Raw genomic sequence first — 2,082 nt, 5'->3', positions numbered from 1 at the left:
CGGGCGGCCGGGCGGTGCAGGCGGGCGACCAGCCGTCGCCCGTCGCGCAGCGCCAGCTGCGGTTCGTCGTCCGGTGCGGCGGCCACCGCCCGGGCGGCGTCGGCCGGGTCGTCGGCCTCGACGAGGACGAAGCGGCCGGGGTTCTCCGACTGGGCGGTGCGCACCAGGCCCCGGACGGGTTCCTGGACGAGTTCGCCGCGCCGGGTGACGACGACGAGCCGGGAGTCGGCCGTCCGGTCGTCGGCCAGCCAGGCCTGGAGCGCCCGCAGGACGTCGTGACCGACGGCGTGGGCGCGCTCGGGCACGGTGTCGGAGGGCGCGCCCACACCGGCGGGCAGGACCACGAGGGGCGGCAGGGCGCCGTCCTCGGGCAGGTCCCTGTGGAGGGTCCAGTCGGCGGGCGCGTCGGCGGCCTCGGGTGCGGGGACCCAGTCGACCTCGAACAGGGCCGCGTCGTCCGCCGGACCGGCGGTGAGGCCGCGCGGGTCCACCGGCCGCACGGTGAGGGCCTCGACGTCCACGACGGGGGCGCCGGTGTCGTCGGCGGCCCGGATGGTGAGGGTGTCGGGGCCGGCGGGGGTGACGACCACGCGCAGTGCCTCGGCACCGGTGGCGTGCAGGCGCACGCCGGCCCAGGAGAAGGCGAGCCTGGGCACGTCGGCGCCCGGGAGGAGGCCGGCCTCGCCGAGCGGGTGGAGGGCGGCGTCCAGCAGGGCGGGGTGCAGGCCGTAGGCGGCGGTGTCGGTGGTGGTGTCGGGGAGGCGGAGCTGGGCGTAGAGGCGGCCGTCGGCGAGCCAGGCGGCCTCGACGGCGTGGAACGCGGGGCCGTAGGCGACGGTGAGCCGGTCGTAGAGGCCGTCGGTGTCGAGCGGGCGGGCTCCGGCGGGCGGCCAGACCGTCAGGTCGTCGGCGGTGGCGGGCTCCGGGCCCTCGGGGGCGAGCGTTCCGGTGGCGTTGGCGTGCCACGGCAGGCCGGGGCCGGTGCGGGTGAGCAGCCGGACGGCGCGGCGACCGTCCTCGGCCTCGCCGACGTGGACCTGAAGGTCGAGGCCGCCGCCGTCCGGGACGACGAGCGGGGCGGAGACGGTCAGTTCCTCGACCGTGGGCGCGCCGAGCCGGTGGCCGACGTGGGCGAGGGCGTCGAGCAGCGCGGTGCCTGGCAGCAGCGTCGCGCCGCCGACCCGGTGGTCGGCCAGCCAGGGCAGGGTGCGTTCGGTGATCCGGCCGGTGAAGACGGCGCCTTCCTCGGTGCCGAGCAGCAGTTCGGTCTCCAGCAGCGGGTGGCCGGCCTTGTCCAGGCCGACGGCGGCGAGGTCGCCGGCGGAGCGGCCCGGCCGGAGCCAGTAGCGCTGGTGCTGGAAGGGGTAGGTGGGCAGTTCGGAGGGGCGGACGGTGTCGGCCCCGGCGTGGGCCGTGGACCAGTCCACGGGCAGGCCGCGGACGTGGAGTTCGGCGGCGGCGAGCAGGACGCGGTCCCAGCCGCCGTCCTCGCGGCGCAGGGTCCCGGTGACGACGGTCGGCGCCTGGACGGCCTCCTCCAGGGCCTCGACGACGGCGTGGGCGAGCACGGGGTGGGCGCTGACCTCGACGAAGGCCCGGAAACCGTCACCGGCGAGGGTCTCGACGGCCTCGGCGAAGCGGACCGTCTGCCGCAGGTTGCGGTACCAGTACCCCGCGTCCAACTCCGGGCCCTCCAGCCAGCGGCCCTCGACCGTCGACAGGAACGGGACGACGGCCGGCTGAGGCTTCACCGCGCCGAGCAGCTCGGCGAGTTCGGCCTCGATGGACTCCACGTGGGCGGTGTGGGAGGCGTAGTCGACGGGGATCCGGCGCACCCGGGCGCCGCGCTCCTCGAAGGCGGCCACCACGGTGTCGAGGCCGGCCGGGTCACCGGCGACGACGACCGAGGAGGGGCCGTTGACGGCCGCGACCTCGACCCCGACCGGGAGCCGGTCGGCCACCTCGGCGAGCGGCAGCCCGATCGACACCATGCCGCCGCGTCCGGCCAGACCGCGGGCGATGGCCTGCGACCGCAACGCCACCACAGCGGCGGCGTCGTCCAGCGAGAGGATCCCGGCGACA

Annotated in this window: 1 protein-coding gene; it reads right to left on the bottom strand. The window is 77.5% G+C overall.

The features are described 5' to 3' along the window. Window positions 1–2,082: acyltransferase domain-containing protein (locus tag AE652_RS21445; RefSeq protein WP_049653969.1), on the bottom strand; the 2,082-nt coding region annotated here is incomplete at both ends.

Origin of the sequence: Kitasatospora sp. MY 5-36, from assembly GCF_001182915.1 — a bacterium.
In the GTDB taxonomy this organism is placed as follows: domain Bacteria; phylum Actinomycetota; class Actinomycetes; order Streptomycetales; family Streptomycetaceae; genus Kitasatospora.
The sequence above is the reverse complement of the archived record's forward strand: the minus strand, read 5'-3'. Positions and strand labels throughout refer to the sequence as shown.